The sequence below is a fragment of the Microcoleus sp. bin38.metabat.b11b12b14.051 genome, assembly GCF_013299165.1.
In the GTDB taxonomy this organism is placed as follows: domain Bacteria; phylum Cyanobacteriota; class Cyanobacteriia; order Cyanobacteriales; family Microcoleaceae; genus Microcoleus.
Map to the genome: position 1 here is coordinate 128887 of NZ_JAAFKD010000007.1, position 17079 is coordinate 145965.

A 17079-nucleotide genomic window follows, 5' to 3' on the forward strand; every position below is an offset into this window, starting at 1 on the left:
CGATCGATATAACCGCACGCGCGATCGGGTTCGTAGTGCGGACTTGAGTCCGCTCCCAGTTTGTGTAGGGTGTGTCGCCATTCTTGAGCCGTGAATTCTATCGACCATCTCATGGCGACGCACCAAGCGACAATATTTGAATAAAGAAACCCATTTTTTTTAGTAAGACTTTTTATAAATAGTATAACTCCGCATCCTCATTTTTGATAAAATAGGAGTCAGCCATAATTGTCCAATCATCTTTGAGCAAAGAATTTTTAACTTCATTAGTTATTGAAAAACCCCGGTGCGTCGCTATGAGATTGTCAATAGAATTCATAGATTTTCGCAGAGCGACACACCCTACTGCTTAAAGAACCCCGGTGCGTCGCTATGAGATTGTCAATAGAATTCATAGATTTTCATGGGGACACACCCTACTGCTTAAAGAACCCCGGTGCGTCGCTATGAGATTGTCAATAGAATTCATAGATTTTCGCAGAGCGACACACCCTACTGCTTAAAGAACCCCGGTGCGTCGCTATGAGATTGTCGATAGAATTCATAGATTTTTCGCAGAGCGACACACCCTACTACTAATTCTAATTACTTGGGCAAAGGTGCCAAGACTTTCTCAGCATGACTCGCCGCTACCGCCGTAAACAAAGCCTCATAATGATTCAAAGCTTCCTCAAATCCGTAATTCTCCACAGCATACTTTCTGCCTTGCTCGCCCAGCGCATCCACCCGATCGCAATTTAAGAACAAATCCTCCACAGCATCCGCCAAAGCCTGCGGATCTTCCGGCGCTACCACCACCCCACCACCGCTTTGCTGCACTGCTTTGTGGGCCGTACCAGTTTCAGGAACCGAAGCTAAAATAGCCCGGCCACTAGCAAGAAGCACTTGAATTTTTGAAGGCATATTAAAGTTAGTAACCCGGCGCTTTTGTACGACTAAACTAACATCGGCAGCAGCTAACATTTCGGGCAATTTTTCTCGGGGTTCAAAGGGCAGTAGCATTACATTAGTAGCTTTGTAAGTTTCGCAATCTTGTTGCAAGCGCGCTAGGGCTGTTGATTCTCCGACAATTACAAAAGCAATTTCCGGTATGTGTTTCAAACGGGCCGCTGCTTTGACCACTGTTTGCAAACCCTGGGTGAGCGCAATATTTCCCGCATAGAGAACCACAAATTTGTCATTGAGTTTGTGGGTTTCACGAAATGGGTTATTTTGTTTTGGTAAGGGGCGAATGAAGTTAACATCAACCCAATTGGGAAGGCAAACTATTTTTTCCGGCGGTACTCCCTGAGAGTGCAATTTGCTGACAAAACCGCTGTCGATGACGCTGACTTGGCTGGCTGTGCTGTAGGCAAATTTTTCTAAGGCGTCAGCAATTTGAATTAGCATTCCGTTTTTCTTGACTAAGCCGACGCGCACTGCTGCTTCTGAGACTATATCCTGTACGTTGAGGACGATCGGGATATTGCGAAGAGCTCCGTAAAAGGCGACCGGCACGCAAATCGGTAAAGGGGGCATTGTCGAGAAAATCACGTCGGGACGCCAGCCTCTGAAGGCTTGGACGGCGCTGGATACGACAAAACTGCCGTCTAGCAAAAGCCTGTCTAACAGGCTGGGATGGGGGCCGTTGACGCGCAGGTAGCTGCGCTGAATTGTCACGCCTTTGTGTTCTTCGGTGAGGTAGAATTTGCCCCGATATTGGGGATAAATCCGGCGCTGGGGATAGTTCGGCATTCCGGTGACGACTCGAACTTGGTGCCCGCGCTTGACTAAGCCTTGGGCTAGTTCTGTCATCAAGGGGGCAATGCCGATCGGCTCTGGATAGTAGTTATAGGAATAAATTAGAATACGCATAATATCTAGTTTGAAGCAAATTATCGAGCCGCCGCGTGCCGTCTCGCCTGCACCCGCCCAATTGCACGGGATGTGGTTGGGTTTTGGGGAGCCTCTTTGGGGGGCGGCGCGAAAACTTTTCAGTTTTTGCCACAGAAGCCGCCCTGACTCAGGCGGGCACCAGAAGCCCTCAGGTAAGGTTTTTGCGCATTACCAGGCAGTTGCAGCTATCATCGGTACGAATATAGCCAAGCTCGTCGGTGAGCTTGTACATAAATACAAGTCCCCTTTCTCCTTCTCTGTCCAAAGGATCGCGCTGCTCTTGCATGATCGAGTGCAGCTTTGCTTCGAGATTGAAGGGTTGACCCCTGTCCCAAATCCTAATTTCTAAGTAATCTGCAAACACTTTTACCTCAATGTCGATCGGCGTCTCAGGGGGCAAGTTATGGTGAGCATGGCGGACAGCGTTTGTAAAGCCTTCGTTGATTATCAGCCGGCACTGCCACCAGAAATCCTCTGGTAGCATGGGCAAAACGATATTCTCCAACCATTCCAAAACGGATGTTAAAGCCTTGAGGTCTGTTTCAACCTGAAGGTGCGACTCGCCCTTTGGTTGCTTGTCTTTCATCTTTCTTCCCCCTGGTCGGCCCCCACCTGCGCTGCCGTCAGCGCAGGTTGGAGAGGAAAAGGAGGGCTCTGTCTTGGCAACATATTACTTAAGTCAAGCTTGAGTTGAAGAAGCCCGTTTTGCCTCAAGGTGAGCATTCCTTTCGCACCATTTACTCGCACAGTACATGAGAGACTTCCGATACTGTAACTCGCCTCGGTAGGGCGTTTAAATAGGGAAAATTCCCGAATCAGTCGATTTGAGATTTTCCATTTAAAATTGACTCCACAGATGAATCAAAGGAGCCCGAACTTGAGTCTAAACTTTTGGGCGATCCGCGGCAGCATTTGGAAAGCCACTATGCGTTTTTAGGCGGGGTCAGCTTGTGAGGCATAGATTTGAGCTGCGATTGTGTTAGTAGTCGATACTTTTCTCAACACGTGTGAGTTATTGTAGTCCTCGAAAACCCTGCTGCGGTGATTCGATCGCGACCTCGAACTCGCAAATTGCTAATTCCTGCTCTGATTCTTGACCTGGCAACTAGCAGCGCATTTTCTGTGTGAATTTTAACACTTAATGCTAGCGCAGGTATCGCGATCGATCGCCTGCTTGACTTGCGTATCTGTTTCGAGTTGCCGTCGCCCGCCGCCAACAGCAACACCAAAGTTCAGCCGTGAGTTGTTGATGGCTCTTACATAGCCCCACTATTTTTGTTAAACAGCACAGTTATGGTTTTAACAATTAGTTTCAGGTCATACATCAGGCTCCACTCTTGCTGATATTTTAAATCTAAACGAATGACATCTTCAAAATCGCGGACTTTAGAGCGACCATTGACTTGCCATTCGCCAGTCATCCCAGGTTTGACATCCAAACGCTGCCACTGAGGGACTTCGTAGCGCTCAACTTCGTCTGGAGTAGGGGGTCTAGTTCCGACTAGACTCATTTCGCCTTTGAGGACGTTCCAAAACTGCGGCAGTTCGTCGAGACTCGTCTTACGCAAGATGCGCCCGACTTTGGTAATCCGGGGGTCGTTGTCATTTTTGAAAAATGCGCCGGAAGCTTGGTTTTTAATTTGGGCTTTCATGGCTTCGGCGTTAGTGCACATCGATCGAAATTTCCAAATCCGAAATTTTTTCCCCATCCAGCCGCAGCGGGTTTGTGCAAAAAGTATCGGGCCCGGATCGTTAATCGTGATGGCTGCCGCTATGGGTACGAGCAAAATTCCCGTAATCACCAAACCGACGATGGCGCCAACGATGTCTATCAGACGTTTCACCAGCGATTGCACGGAGGGGTGCGTCATCGGTAGCTGATTGTCTGAGGATTTGGTGTCTACAGAAGTTGAGGTTGCAGAAGGCTGCTCGATGGTTAGGACTTGATCTAGGCTGGTGAGAGCAAATACTGCCATCACCTGGGGCTTGAGGCTTCGGAGCACCAAGTCGCTGCCGCGCTGTTTGACAAATTTCAGATTGCTGACTAAAGCACCGATTCCGCTACTGTCAATGAATGTCGTTTGACTGAAGTCTAGGACAATTTTGCTGGGAACGGTGCTTCCAGAGAAAAGTTGCTGGCAGGTTGTCTTAAAGTTTACGGCTTCAAGTACGCTCAAGCGCACGGGTATGTGAACCGAGGGAATCTCGTCCAAGTATGTAACCCGAAAATCTGCCTCTGGGGTTTGGCTGACCATGAAGTCCTAGTTTCAAATTTCAAGCTGATGTCTTTAGCCTATTCTGTCTTAGCGGCTTCACGTTTACCAAATTTTGTTCCGATCAAAAGGCCAGCTTTATACAAACTTTACAAAAACCCGTAAAAATTAGATCGCCGATCGCCCCGATTTTACAGGGAAGGGTTCACTTGAGTCTATCAGTCGCTATTTTTGCCCCAAAATTGGATAGAGAGAGGGAGAGAGTGGGAGAGGATTTGACCATTTTGGATGGTCATCCAAATATAGAACTTAAATTCAGTACAAATTATTACCGCAGCGAACCGCGAAAAGTTAACGGTTAAGAGTTAACAAAAAAGTCAACAGTTAACCGTTAATTTGAAAACCCCCCACCAAAAGTCGGGGGAGCAAGTTAAGAGTTGTAGACGTTTTCTGACTGGGAGGTTTCGCGAGTGATGGGTTTGACTTTGGCTTTTGCCTTAGCTGCGTTGCGTTTTAGGGCCTGGAGACGAGCTTCGTATTTAGCCCGCTGCTGTTTTTTGGAGGTTTGCTCGATTAAAGTTTTTAAAGCGCTGCCGAGGCTTTTGTAGGCATTTGGGAGGGTGTAGCCGAATCGGGTGGCGAGGGCGAGGGCTTTTTCGTCAGCGTCTACTGCTTCTTTTAAACTTTTCTCTCCGTTGTTTTTTTGGTAAAGTCTCCAGCCGGAGACGCCGCACAAAGATAGGGCGAGTACCAGTAGCAAGCCGTCTTGCACCCAAAGTTCGCCGACGGCGCCGCCTAAACCGATCGCGAGGGCTGCCATTTCCCAACCGTCTCTGGGGATGGTGTCATTTTGAATTCGGGCGACTTCATGCCAGAATAGGAGATTGCGCTGATCCGTAGCTAGCTGTTCCCAGCGGATCAAGTCTATCTGTATCTCTACCTGGTCTTTGCCTATTTCTTCGCTGCGGATCAGGGTGGGATTAACTTCTATTGTTTTTTCTACTGTTACCCAACTTTGGAGTTCTGGGGGCAGTATGTTTTTCAAGCGCCGGATCTCACTCATCTCGGCTCTTGCTGTAGAGGTTGCATAGGATGTCATAGCTCCGGCCTATTGATTTTCCAAAGGTTAATACGTGTCTATTTCTGGAGTATAGCAAACCTTGAATCCAAATATAGTCTAGCTACCGGGGTCGATCGACCTTTTGGCAACTTTACTTGATTTTAGTCGCTCGCCCCCGATCGATCCTGTGCTTGAGACTATTTCATCAACGGTGCGATTTCTTGCCGCAATTTCGACCAAGCAGCCAAAACTTCCGGCTTAGAAGTTATACCTTTTTGAACTAAAACCACCCCGTCCAATACTTCAGCAATTCCGTAAGCACCAATCCGCAGAGCTTCGTCTGTAAAACGGACTCCCCCCCTAACTCTACCTCGGTCAATCGGAGCTTTTAAATTATTTTGCTGCAACTGCCACAAATCTAACAGCGCATAATCTACCGCCACCACTTTTCCCGCTTCATCTTTCATCTGCATCACTTCTAAACGGATGAGATTCCGGCGACCCGAAAGGTGGGAAACTATATAACCGCTAGTCGAAACGCTAGCATCTTGAGGAATCAAACTAAAGACTTTTTTGACATTAGCTGCGTGTCCGAGTTGAGCGGGCAAAGATTGATAAACCCAAGGTTGGAACGAGTAAGGAGAAATAAAATACAAAGCTCGACCCGGATTAGAAGTGTATGTAAGTAGGAGTGACAAACCAATACACCCAATCCAGAAACGATGGAAGCGAGGTTGAAATTTATCTTGATGCTGCGACCACCACAGGATTGTACCGTAAAACAAGCCAGGAATTACAGCAAAGGTGTAGCGAGTGTTGATAGAAGTAGCAGCTTGATTAAAAACTTGCAGCAGCAGAACCATTAAAGGAAAAACAGTCATTAACCAGGCACTAGGAGTGATAACAGGTACAAAAGCTAGCGGCAACCAGTGACCTAAAAGATATAAAATGCGCCTGCTCGCATCTTTAAAAAACACTTCAACAATTATCTGAGGTTGGGTGAGAATTGCCCACAGCAATTCTAGAGTTGACGGATTCTCTGTCTTGACGAATTTTCTAAAATAGTTAGCGATGTACAGCCGGGAATTGTCAGCCGAAAACATCGGCATGATGGTATTAGTTACAAACACCACGTAGCTAAAGCTGAGAGCGCACAAAGCCAAGCCCGCCCGGGGATAGCGGCGGCTGACAATTAAATACGCTCCGATGCCAAATAAACTAATTCCAGCGTCTTCGCGAGTGCCTAATGTTAACAGCGCGAACAGCCAAAAAAGCGACCACCGCTGCTTCTCTAATGCTAAAAGCAAACTAAATATAAATAGAGGAATTTGGCAGTGTTCGTAAAAATTTCCTAGCGTCGGGCCTATAACACCGTTGGCTCCGTAATAGCTGGCTACTATCATTACTGACACCGGCACAGATAGATAATGTCTTGCTAAAAAGTACAGGACTATTCCCGCGGCTGCAATTAAAGCTACTTGCAAAACAATCAAGGTAATAGGAGATGGAAATAAGGCATAAATGGGCATCCATATCAAAAAATCTATGACGAAGTGTTGCCCTAAATGGATGTAAGATGGGTATGACAGTTGTCTGTCCATCAGCGATGCACTGGAGGCGGCAGAGGACATTGAACTTTGAAAAAAATTGCCGTGTACGCTATTCCAGAATACTTGGTTAAATAAGCCGTGGTCGTAGGTTGATAGCAAGCTTTCATAGCGGATTATGCTAAAAATTAAAACTACGATAAAAAATATGGTTGCTAGAATTGTAACTTGACGCAATCCTGTTTGACTGTTCCAGGAGTCCAGAGGTTTAAATTTCATGGTTTTTACTGCACCCGATATTTTTCTAAGGTTGACTGAAGTTGTGCTGGAATTCGGAAATAGTAATAAATTTTCCTTGGGTTTTCAGCTTTGTAAGGTATTTTTCTAGTTTGTCAACCATTTTGCTACCTGAATCTTTTTTGACGTAGCCGGGTAATTTAAACTGGGAAATATCTGTGAATTCCCACGGGTGAAAGTAGATGTTCAAATACGAGTCTGTTTCCAGGGTGATCTCGGCTGCTAATTGTATCATTGACAGTGGGAAGTTTTTAAAGCTCAACCAAAATAAGGGAAATCGGATTAGAGGAGTAACTGAAATGGGAAGGTTGAGCAATTTATTGGTATAATATGCAGTTCGGGGTTTAGATAGGTTGTTGTATCTGCCGGGGATGTAGGTGGGATTCATGGACGAGTTGTATTCATAGCCTGCTTTCTCTATTTCTATATCGTCAACTGGCTGAAGTCTTGCCATCCTAAATCCGGTGACTTGAGTATTGGTTATCTGTTCTAAGATTTCCTTAGATTTTTGTAAATCTTCAACGCAAAATTGAGAGTGGTAAAAGCCGTGGGAGGCGATTTCGTGGTGTTTTGAAAGTTCTCTGATGGTATCTCGGTGGTGGAGTGCAAAGTTGGCTGTGACAAAAAATGTAGCTGTAATCTCTAATCTATCGAGAAGTACCATAACATTTGACAATCCTCCGCTAGAAATTTCAAATTTAATTTCGTCTTCCAGGGGTTGACCGTATTCTTCTGGAATGTCAAATTCTTCTATGTCAAAGCTCAACAAGATTGATTTATTCATAATAGCCTGCGCGGTCGTTGGAGCGAATTTTAAACAAGCAGCTCAGCATTTGTAGGGAATCTTGCAGTATATTGACTTGAGAAAGTTTGTAAAGGTGTTGTTGGGAAATCTTGGCGGGAATTTCACCAATTGTATATCCTTTTTTTTGGGCTAAAAATAGCAATTCTGCATCAAATGAAAACCCGGCAAGTGTTTGTCTTTTAAATATTTCTTGGGCTGGTATTTTTTTAAAGCCTTTGAGTCCGGCTTGCATATCTCTATATTTTAGATTGAGGATGATTCGGGAAATAAAGTTAAATATTTTGCCTGCTATTTTTCTGAGTAAGGTAAGATTTCGGAAGTTTTCTCTGTCGAGATTTCTGCAACCAATCACGACATCAAATTTTTCTAATTTTTCTACTAAGGGATCGAGGTGTTCGAGGGAGTATGCTAAGTCGCCATCCATGAAGCAAATGCAGTCGGCGTCTACATCTTCGCATCCTTTTTTTACGGCATATCCTTTTCCTTGACGGTTGCTGTAAGAAATTAGTTTGATATGATGTGTGGGGAAAGCTTTAAGTTTATTTTGTATAATTTCTAGGGTATTGTCCGTTGAGCCGTCATTAACAATGATAAAATTGTAAGCATGACTTTTTTGAGAAAATTCTAAAATTCTGTCAAAGGTTTGCTCTATGCAATTTGCTTCGTTGTAAACAGGCAGAATTACTGCGATTTTCATCATGGTTATTGCATCAGGCTTTCGCTGAAATATGCTACCACCTTGGGCGCTAAATCACAAGTAAAAGACATCACTTATAAAAAATCCCGGCACAAAATAAGCACCGTCAACTTTGGGCCCGGGTGGCACGAAAAGTACGATCGCCCTAAATTGTATCATGGTAGACTTGCCGTAGCTCATCTTTAAGACGGATACGGGCGATCGACAATCTAGACGAACCCAGCACCAGGGCCCCAAAAACCCTCATACTACCGCCTGAACTATATACCTCATGAGGTTGTAATTGTCAATGGTAAATTATTTAATGAACAAATGGCCGGAGTATTTCAAACCTGATATGACGCCCCAAAAAAAACGGATTATTAAATTTTTATTAGCATTCCTCCTAACTTTCATCACGTATCAAGTAATCTTAGAAATCATCACAGTAGAAATTCCGATTTTCGGCTTTCACGATATAGTTGACCTTCGGAATCCCCAGGAAATACCCCCGCAGCGCCGAGACTTTCCCGGCGACTACAGTCAGCAAAATTTGGAACCTTTTTTAGAGGACTTAGTTAGCCATAACTATTGGTTTTTGTCAACCCAAGAGCTTTACGAGTATTTCATCGCCAATCCCAAAAAGCCGGTGCCGAGTGAATATCGCGATCGCAAAAAAGTTATGATTGCCTTTGACGATGGCAACAAAAGCATTTATACGCACTTACTGCCGATTTTAGAAAGACTCGAAAAAAAATACGGCAAAAAAACTAAAGTAGTTGTATTCGTCAACTCCGGCTTTTTAGGGCGTCAAGATTCACTCATAAAAAAAGTAACTTGTCAAGACTTAAGAGACGGAATGCAAAAAGGATATTATGATATTCAATCCCACGGACTGAATCACGAAAACCTCACAAAAATCTCTCCGACAGCATTAGACAGAGAACTATCTCAAGACCAAATTAGACTGAGGAAATGCACCCAAGATTTAGACCCAAATCAAATAGTCGCCTCACACATAGCCTACCCGTTTGGCGCTGTCAACAAACAAGTTGACAAATATGTTGCGAACTACTACAAATCCGGATACTTATACGACAGTCTCAAATTAAAACTGCGGTCTTTTCCACCCGACAAATACCGAATTTCCAGGTTAACAGTCAACAAAAAACACTCCGCAAAAAGACTCAGCAGCCTCGCTTCAGGAAGCTGGCTACGCAAATTGATAGGCAAATAAATTTGCTCGACTAATATATAGTTATTAAAAAAGAATCGGTGAGTGCATTGGAATACACAACATCAGAGTCACAAGATACCGTAAAAAACGAAAAGCTTTTGGCAATTCCTGCGGTTTCGCAACGCGCCGAGGCGCTGGATGCGCTGCGCGGACTAACAGTTTTAGCAATGGTTTTATCAGGTACAATAGCCCGCAAAACCTTACCAGCGTGGATGTATCACGCTCAATTACCACCACCAGACCACGTTTTTAATAACAAATTACCAGGATTAACCTGGGTAGATTTAGTTTTCCCCTTCTTTCTATTTGCAATGGGCGCCGCCATACCCCTAGCTTTGTCGCGCCGTATCGCCAAAGGATGGGATACAAAAAAAGTTATTTTCTCTATTTTCCAAAGAGGCTTTTTCTTAGCATCATTTGCGATATTTCTTCAACACATTCGCCCAACTACAATTAACCCCGACGAACCCAGCCCCCAAAAGTGGTGGCTGGCTTTGTGCGGATTTGTCATATTATTTTTGATGTATGTTCGCTGGCCCCAAAAGTGGTCGGCGTGGCTGCGTAAAGGGTTAACCCTTGCTGCTTGGAGTGCCGGGATTGGCTTCATATCTCACATCAAGTATCCCGACGGTAGGGGAATTTCTTTTAACCGCAGCGATATTATCTTGATGGTACTGGCAAATGTGGCCGTTTTCGGCTCGATAATTTGGCTATTTACTCGTTCAAATGTGTGGTTGCGAGTAGGATTTTTGGGCTTGCTGTTGGCGGCGCGGCTGTCTTCTCACGATGACGGTTGGATTAAGCTGGTTTGGCTGTACTCTCCTGCACCTTGGCTGTTTCAATTTGATTATTTAAAGTATTTGTTTGTGGTGATTCCAGGTACAATTGTTGGGGATTTACTGGGTAGGTGGATAGAGTATTCTGCGCCGGAAGAAGCGAGTTATGCTCGCTGGAAGAGTTGGCGCTATTTCAGCATTATGGTTTTGATGTTTGCTGTCAATTTAGTCTTGTTAATTGGACTGCAAGCTAGATTGCTGTGGCAAACTGGATTAGTGACCGTGGTGCTGTGTTTGTGCGGTTTGGTTTTGTTGAGCAAGCCTGGGAATGTCACGGAAAATGTTTTTAATCGCCTTTACAAATGGGGTTTTTATTGGCTGGTTTTGGGTTTGCTGTTCGAGCCTTATGAAGGTGGAATTAAGAAAGATTCAGCGACGATGAGTTACTTTTTCGTAACTACTGGAATGGCGATTTTGCTGTTGATTGGGTTAATGATAATTATCGATGTGTTTCAGAAAAAATGGTTTTTGCAGTTGTTTATTGATAACGGGGTGAACCCGATGATTGGCTATGCGGGATTTGCCAATATCATCTGGCCGATTCTAGTGTTAAATCAATGGGAACCCGTGATTATTGAAATGACTTCAACAGACCCCTTCATGGGGTTTTTGAGGGGTTTTGGATATACGGGAATTTTAGCTTTAATTGTGGTGGCGTTTACGAGGTTAAAACTATTTTTGAGGACGTGAGATAATTAAAGAGCGAGAGCATCTTCACGTTTGGTAAATATAATTCAATACGGTTTACTTAAGAAAGATCCCCCCTAACCCCCCTTAAAAAGGGGGGGACAAGAAAGCTCTCAAAGTCCCCCTTCTTAAGGGGAATTTAGGGGGATCTCCGGGGCATAAATAGCATTAAGTAAACCGTATTGAAATATAATTTCCTCATCGGCTTGCCGAAATTCAATATTAAACTTATCAAACACAACTTCTCGCCCTAGAAGCATGACATCTGCTGTATTATTTTGTATCCAAGCAGTAGGAACCATCAATTTATGTCCATCAATTGTCATTTCAATCTGTCGCAAAACATACTCAACGGTTCCCCCAATTGTTTAACCTATTGATATGTGTTCTCCATCGGCTAAGGCATATCCCAAATCTTGACCCGCTTTCAATGAAATTATACTAAAATCTGCACCTGAATCTACGACCATAGTAGTATTGATTGCTAAATCTTTATGCTTGAGATTTACTTGATATGTAGGCGACCACTCATGGGTGCTAACAGTGCGGAAATAAATCGGTAAAATCACAATAGAGGCTGTAAAACCAGGAACCAAGTAAATCGAAAAAATCTCTCCTGATGCTTCTGCTAAATCTAAAACTTCGCGCAAGTTTTCACTATGCGCGATTTTACCGTTAGCATTGTAAGCAATATATTGATGGGCGTACTGTTGCAAGTGCTGGCGGTTCCGGTTTAGCCATTTCAGCATTTCCCGGATTTCGCTCTTAGCCGGAGTTCTGTTCATAGATAATGCTATTATTTGCTGGAAAAGCCTAGGGATTTACCGCTTATGAAAGTGACTTCAAAATGCCGCTTTCTAACTGATAAATTGCTGCCATGATTCCGCTTTCAGGATTTGTGAGCAGGGACTTTTTGACATCTTTCAAGTATTCTACAATATGTTCCCGCAAAATCGGTCTTTCTACTGTGACTGTGTGATTGTAATCCCACAAGTCCCAGATGATAATGCCGATGCCGACAATCGGGTCGATTAAACCTACTCCCAACTGACTAGCAACTGTACCGCCTGTTTTTGTGGCTACTTTTGCGGCGGCTTTGCTGGCAACTTTTGCTGTAACTTTGCTGCCGACTTTGGTTGCTACTCCCAGTATTAAGGGTTTAGCAAGCAAGTAACCGCTGCCGCCAACTAATACTTTTAATGATAAATTTGAGATGTTTCCTTTGTCGCTAATTGTGCTGGCAATATCGTTCAGATATTTGTCCCATTGTACTTGGGGTATGTTATAATTGTTTTGAACTACTTTCACATTTTTGCTGACTTCGGCGATGTACAAGTTAGCAGTATCTTGAGTGATTAATTGAAATTTCAATTGAGCATTTTTGGGCAGCAACACGCGGTTAGCAAATTCTCTTTGGAAGTCTTCGGTTAATTTTTCGGAAACAGCCCGAGATGCTGCTGTCATGTCAAATCGGTTGAATACGGCTGATTTGACAAAATTGAAAGGTACTGTAAACTCCATTTTTTTTTGATTGAAGTAATCGAAGTACCAATCGAGGAAGCTGTTGTCTACTCGTGCGATTACTTCAGTTTCCCATTTGTCCAATTCTTTTGATGCGAAAGTCTCGGCTGTTGTATGGGCTGTTTGGATGGCGTTTTTAATGTCTTGGTTGACTTTGCTAAAATCGTGGGGCGGCGCGACTACAACTGTTGTGGTTGGGGTATTTGTGAGGGATTTGGAGATGAGAAAGTTGCCTAGTAGGGGAATGATGACTACTAGAATGACAACTGTCCAAATCATCGGTGTGACGGTTTTGATAAACTGAGTGATGACTTTGAGGCGTTCGGTTTTCTCTGAATAGCTGATTTTTTCGTTGTCTCGACTCATGGCGGTTCCTCAATTGATGAGAACTGATGGCTAGTTTTGATTATAGGCGGCGTTTCCTGAGTTGTGTTACGGGGGTGTAGCCTGGGATTCTGGAAGGGTTGGGGCAAAAGTGCGATCGAGCATGATTGAGATGCTCTTAACCAGCACTGGAAGGGTGAAGCCCAAAAAACAGTAATCAAGCATCAAGATAGCTTATTAATAAATTACAAATCTCTTCTGTTAATGGTATTTTTGTTTCTATTTCTAGCCAAAGGTATTGACCAAAAGGATTATTTTCTAAAAACACATATTCATTGTTGGGAGTTACAATAAAATCCATCGCCCCGTATAATAGTTTTTGCTCCTCCAAAAATTCGATGCAGAATCTTTCTATTTTTGCCGGTAGTTCAAAGATAGAATGTGGATTAATTTGAGTATGGAGTCGCCAATCAATTTTGGTCTCTTCATGGGCTTGTGAATCAATTTTAACGGCAAATACCTTTTTACCAATAATTGTAATCCTTAATTCAAAAGCTTTTTCGATATATTCTTGCAATTGAGTAGGTGATAAAGAAATGTTTTTATAGAATTTATAAAAATCATCTTTGCCAATCTTTCTTGACGGTATTCCTTGATTCATACCGTTGATTGTTACATTTCCAGTATAAATGGTTTTAACTAAGACCTGTTCTCCGCACTCTATAAAAAACTCTTTGGCTGTTTCCGCCCGTGTTGTTATAAGTGTTTTTGGGATTTTTACACCGTATTTATTAGCAAGTAAAAGTTGTTGAAATTTTACTTTAGCTTTATTTGCTACAAATGGATCATTTATCCATTTTATGGTGGGTATAGAGTATAGTATATTGACAAAAGCCTTTGTTTCTGAAGCTATAAACTGTTGCTCTGTAGATTCAGCACTTTTACCAAAAAAATCAAAGTCAGGTTTTCTCAACCATGCTACTTTTAGTTTGGCTAAATTTAATATTCTACCAAGTTCGTCAGTAATCTCTCCATTCCATAAACCATTTTCATCAATGTAAAGATTTACTTGATATTTCCGAAGCAAATCTTCTGAATTTAACCTAAAAACTTCAATATCTTTTTTATGTAGTTTTCTGATAACTTCATCAGTGTGTGTATCCTGCTTGTTCGTAAAAATTAATATCATATTTTAATTTGTAATCTCGTTTTGGGGTGATGAATCAGATATGTTGGTTAATTGATCTTTATGCGGTATCCAAATCAGGATTTTACTACTTACGATAGCTATAGCAGTGGACAGTTGACAGTGGACAGTTGACAGTTGCAGAACGGGAATCAAACCATTGATGCAGTACGGGTATCGGCTCTATTCATGAAGTTATTTATGTCCTCACCGATGTGGCGGTTGCTATAACAGCTTAAAGCGGGACGATAGAATGCTTCGCACCCTACCGTACCGTATAATCCATATTATCTTATGCAGAAAGCCATGATAATGGTCTTCACCTAATGAAAATTTCAGCTTTAAGTATCAGATTGCTCTGAATCATCTTTACCCAGAAGAAGGCCGCTATATGTATCATCATATGTCAATGAAGTACCAGCATATATCGGAATATTCGATGTTTGAGTTTCAGGATCATAGGATTGTTTTAGTATCTCTGAACCCTTAATCGCTTGATCATACAATGCTTGGTCGAGCCTTTCTACAAAACTTAGGGTAAAAGGCACTGATGTTGCTGTTTCATCACAAATTTGTGTTTTCATGTGATTTATTCTTGAAAATTGGTTAACATTTAAGATTGTACTTTCTAATTTTTAGACTGGGGTGGCATTTAATAGGAAAATTGATAGTTGGATTTGGTGTGATATAGTGTCATTGGATGTTAATCTTGAGTAACTTTTTACAAAATTTAACTTTTAGTGGCAAAAAGTGGGTTTTGGTGGCGAAACTAAAAAAAAAATGAGTCAGGTTAAAAAATATTTATGGACATTCAAGAATTGTCAAAATCGACCGATGACCAGGTATTCGCTAAAACAGGACAACATCTTGATTCTTTACAAAAATCTATATTAGAAAGTGTTTTACAACATCAAAATTTTCAAAAAATTGCGGTAAATAATGGGTATAGTTATGATCATGTTAAAAAAGAGGGTGCAAAATTATGGAAACTTCTCTCTGAGGTTTTTCAAGAAGATATTAAACAAGGGAATGTGCGTTCTATTTTAGAAAATAAAGCTGGTTCTACTATCTACAATTTTGTCAACTCTCCACAGATCAATAGTAATACTATTAGTAATAGTCATGTTAATATTTGTAGAGAAAATCCTCAATCTTTAGAAGATAGAGAAAAGCGATCGCCCTCTTCCCAAGTCCAAAATCAACTCCCAATCATTGATCTAACAACAGCACCAGAATTAAACTATAATTACGGGCGTAATTCAGAAATTTATACTCTTAAAGAATGGATTTTAGAAGATAAGACTAGATTAATTACAATTTATGGATTGAGTGGTATCGGAAAAACAGCTTTAACCCTGAAATTAATCTCAGAAATTAACACACAATTCGATTATATTATTTATCGCAGTCTTGAGCATTTGCCTAAACTGATCAACCTTAAAGATGAACTTAAAAAGTTTTTTTCTCAATCCCAATCAACTCCATTACCTGAAGTAATAGATTATTTTCGCTCATCTCGTTGTTTAGTAATCCTTGATGATGTGCAGAATATTTTTAAAACTGGTAACTTAGCCGGTCAGTATTTAACAGACTATAAAGATTATTGTAAATTTTTTCAGCAAATTGCTACCTTATCTCATCAAAGTTGTTTAATTTTAATTAGTTGGGAAAAACCTGGAGAAATAGAAACTTTAGAAACTGAAAATAAATATACACGAACATTACAGCTTCAAGGTTTAGGAGAAGAGGCTAAAGACATCTTGAGACAAAAAAAATTACAAGACGAGGAAAAATGGGACGAATTAATAACACTCTATCAAAGTCATCCGGCTTGGTTAAATATTATTTCTTCAACACTTGTAGAGTTCTTTGACGGGAAGATTTTCCTTTTCATGACAGATAAAAATGAGGTTTTTTTAGGTGACATAGAAACATATTTAGAATCGCACTTAGAGCGGTTATCAGAATTAGAAAAAAATGTGATAAGCTGGTTAGCCAATCAAGATGAACCGATAGATATTTCCCAAAAACCTGCTAATATGGAAGTATCTCAAGCTAAATTTATGCACATTATACAATCTTTAACCAGACGTTGTTTGGTAGAAAAAGTTCCCAGAAAAGAGCTAGCAAGATTTCAGCTAAATTCGATTTTTAAAGCACATATTAATAGTGATTTTTAGGGAAATAAGCAGGGTAAGCTCATCTCATTTGGTATAAATTGTACTTGACAAAAAGCGCAAGATATAAAGGAGCATCCTGTCAATAGCGGTTTTTTTGAACCCATTTGAGATCTTTATGACGATCGACAGATAACGGGCGATCGACAGATAACGGGCGATCGACTAGCAGCCTCAAATATCTCAAATGGCTTCTATAACCATTCCTCATCAGTTACTCGGAAGGTTAAATTTTAGGCAGCCTTGCTCAACACAGCTAAAATATGTTGTTCAATACTCACTCCTTCCCTCTCAGCATTATCTGCTAAATTCCTGTGCAGCGATTTAGGAATTTGCAACGATAAACTTCCGCTATACTCAACCTCCGCAGCAGGTAAAGGAATCTCATGGTCGCACTCAAAAGCAGTCTCTATCCACAATTCCCTAGCTTCCTCAATATTTTCCATTGCTTCTGATAAAGTTTCCCCCACAGACATACAACCTGGAAGGTCTTTGATGAGGACTGTATAGCCTCCTTCTGGATCTGGGTAAAAACTTATAGCATATTTCAGGCTCAAGTAATATTCTAATACCATTTTTACAACATTTGTGTGTTTTTTTACACTGGCTCGCAATGGCATAGGTGCGTCGCTGTCAGA

Annotated in this window: 17 protein-coding genes; 3 read left to right on the forward strand and 14 right to left on the reverse strand. The window is 41.9% G+C overall.

Annotated elements, in window-relative coordinates; translation table 11 throughout:
- Positions 1-172 precede the first annotated feature (172 nt).
- The 8 genes from QZW47_RS10230 to QZW47_RS10265 form a co-directional block, all read right to left on the reverse strand.
- Positions 173-319, reverse strand: coding sequence for an element excision factor XisH family protein (locus QZW47_RS10230; RefSeq protein ID WP_293126707.1), 147 nt, complete (start codon positions 317-319; stop codon positions 173-175).
- A gap of 266 nt (positions 320-585) precedes the next feature.
- Complete coding sequence (locus tag QZW47_RS10235; protein ID WP_293126709.1) at positions 586-1854, reverse strand: WcaI family glycosyltransferase; 1269 nt, start codon at positions 1852-1854, stop codon at positions 586-588.
- Between the two features lie 169 nt (positions 1855-2023).
- Positions 2024-2461: an ATP-binding protein gene (locus QZW47_RS10240; protein ID WP_293126711.1), complete on the reverse strand. Its 438-nt coding sequence runs from the start codon at positions 2459-2461 to the stop codon at positions 2024-2026.
- 670 nt (positions 2462-3131) lie between these two features.
- A complete protein-coding gene (locus QZW47_RS10245; protein WP_293126713.1) occupies positions 3132-4130 on the reverse strand; it encodes an anti-sigma factor antagonist in 999 nt (332 codons plus the stop codon).
- 388 nt (positions 4131-4518) lie between these two features.
- Positions 4519-5187 carry a DUF3318 domain-containing protein gene (locus QZW47_RS10250; protein ID WP_293126715.1) on the reverse strand — a complete coding sequence of 223 codons (669 nt, stop codon included), beginning with the start codon at positions 5185-5187 and terminating at the stop codon, positions 4519-4521.
- A 158-nt stretch (positions 5188-5345) separates the two neighbouring features.
- Positions 5346-6974: a DUF2079 domain-containing protein gene (locus QZW47_RS10255; protein WP_293126717.1), complete on the reverse strand. Its 1629-nt coding sequence runs from the start codon at positions 6972-6974 to the stop codon at positions 5346-5348.
- 25 nt (positions 6975-6999) lie between these two features.
- Positions 7000-7776 carry a polysaccharide deacetylase family protein gene (locus tag QZW47_RS10260; RefSeq protein ID WP_293126719.1) on the reverse strand — a complete coding sequence of 259 codons (777 nt, stop codon included), beginning with the start codon at positions 7774-7776 and terminating at the stop codon, positions 7000-7002.
- Positions 7769-8497: a glycosyltransferase gene (locus tag QZW47_RS10265; RefSeq protein ID WP_293126721.1), complete on the reverse strand. Its 729-nt coding sequence runs from the start codon at positions 8495-8497 to the stop codon at positions 7769-7771. Before QZW47_RS10265 ends, QZW47_RS10260 begins: the two co-directional genes overlap by 8 nt.
- 301 nt (positions 8498-8798) lie before the next feature.
- Here QZW47_RS10265 and QZW47_RS10270 point away from each other — a divergent pair, with 301 nt between their 5' ends.
- Entirely contained in the window at positions 8799-9710 is a 912-nt protein-coding gene (locus tag QZW47_RS10270; protein WP_293126723.1) for a polysaccharide deacetylase family protein, read from the forward strand.
- Positions 9711-9748: 38 nt separating this feature from the next.
- A complete protein-coding gene (locus tag QZW47_RS10275) occupies positions 9749-11236 on the forward strand; it encodes a DUF5009 domain-containing protein (RefSeq protein ID WP_293126725.1) in 1488 nt (495 codons plus the stop codon).
- Positions 11237-11361: 125 nt separating this feature from the next.
- Here the strand turns inward: QZW47_RS10275 and QZW47_RS10280 are convergent, their stop codons facing one another.
- The 5 genes from QZW47_RS10280 to QZW47_RS10300 form a co-directional block, all read right to left on the reverse strand.
- Positions 11362-11559 carry a hypothetical protein gene (locus QZW47_RS10280; protein ID WP_293126727.1) on the reverse strand — a complete coding sequence of 66 codons (198 nt, stop codon included), beginning with the start codon at positions 11557-11559 and terminating at the stop codon, positions 11362-11364.
- A gap of 42 nt (positions 11560-11601) precedes the next feature.
- Complete coding sequence (locus QZW47_RS10285; RefSeq protein WP_293126729.1) at positions 11602-12018, reverse strand: DUF5678 domain-containing protein; 417 nt, start codon at positions 12016-12018, stop codon at positions 11602-11604.
- A 43-nt stretch (positions 12019-12061) separates the two neighbouring features.
- Positions 12062-13120 (reverse strand): hypothetical protein, encoded by a 1059-nt coding sequence (locus tag QZW47_RS10290; protein WP_293126730.1) that lies wholly within the window; start codon positions 13118-13120, stop codon positions 12062-12064.
- 175 nt (positions 13121-13295) lie between these two features.
- Positions 13296-14267: an MvdC/MvdD family ATP grasp protein gene (locus QZW47_RS10295; protein ID WP_293126732.1), complete on the reverse strand. Its 972-nt coding sequence runs from the start codon at positions 14265-14267 to the stop codon at positions 13296-13298.
- A gap of 338 nt (positions 14268-14605) precedes the next feature.
- Entirely contained in the window at positions 14606-14848 is a 243-nt protein-coding gene (locus QZW47_RS10300) for a hypothetical protein (RefSeq protein WP_293126734.1), read from the reverse strand.
- Between the two features lie 219 nt (positions 14849-15067).
- Here QZW47_RS10300 and QZW47_RS10305 point away from each other — a divergent pair, with 219 nt between their 5' ends.
- Complete coding sequence (locus QZW47_RS10305) at positions 15068-16444, forward strand: NB-ARC domain-containing protein (protein ID WP_293126736.1); 1377 nt, start codon at positions 15068-15070, stop codon at positions 16442-16444.
- Positions 16445-16674: 230 nt separating this feature from the next.
- On the opposite strand, the gene QZW47_RS10310 is transcribed toward QZW47_RS10305, so the two are convergent.
- Positions 16675-17016 (reverse strand): type II toxin-antitoxin system HicB family antitoxin, encoded by a 342-nt coding sequence (locus QZW47_RS10310; RefSeq protein WP_293126738.1) that lies wholly within the window; start codon positions 17014-17016, stop codon positions 16675-16677.
- Positions 17017-17079 lie beyond the last annotated feature (63 nt).